Raw genomic sequence first — 552 nt, forward strand, 5'->3', positions numbered from 1 at the left:
CGCCGCGCCGGCGTCGCGCGGCCGGCCCTGCAGCCAGCGCAGCACCGGCCGCTCGACGCTGCGATGGAAGGCCTCGGTCGCGGCGATCGACACGGCGACGAGGAGCAGCGTCAGCGGCCAGAGCAGGCCGGCGCTCAGCGGCAGCCGCGGCAGGACCGCCTTGGCGGCAAGGAAGACGAAGGGGTGCAGCAGGTAGAGCGCGTAGGACGCGTCGCCGATCCGCGCGATCCGCCGGGCGATCGCCTGGTCGAACCGGTGCCCGCCGAGGACGAGGCCGGCGACGATCAGCACCGCGCCGCCGCCCCAGATCAGGGTGCGGGCCCAGCCGTAATTCCCGGGCGCAGACGAGGCGTCGAACCCGGACAGGTCGATCGACGCCCAGACGCCGACCCCGAGGCCGCAGAGCAGGACGCCGCCGGCGACGCCGAGCCGGACGCCGCGGCGGAACAGCAGCGCGAGGCCGATGCCGGCGGCGAATTCGAGCACGATCGGCCGCAGCCAGAACCGGAGCGGGTCGAAGGCCGGCGGCCGCAGCCAGGCCAGGAGCACGCC

The 552-nt window shown here is 75.9% G+C and carries 1 protein-coding gene; it reads right to left on the minus strand.

Features of this window, described 5'->3' with window-relative positions:
• On the minus strand, positions 1–552 hold a 552-nt coding region (locus tag FV223_RS31110), incomplete at both ends, for an acyltransferase (RefSeq protein WP_187276309.1).

The sequence above is a fragment of the Methylobacterium sp. WL116 genome (assembly GCF_008039455.1).
Taxonomy (GTDB): domain Bacteria; phylum Pseudomonadota; class Alphaproteobacteria; order Rhizobiales; family Beijerinckiaceae; genus Methylobacterium.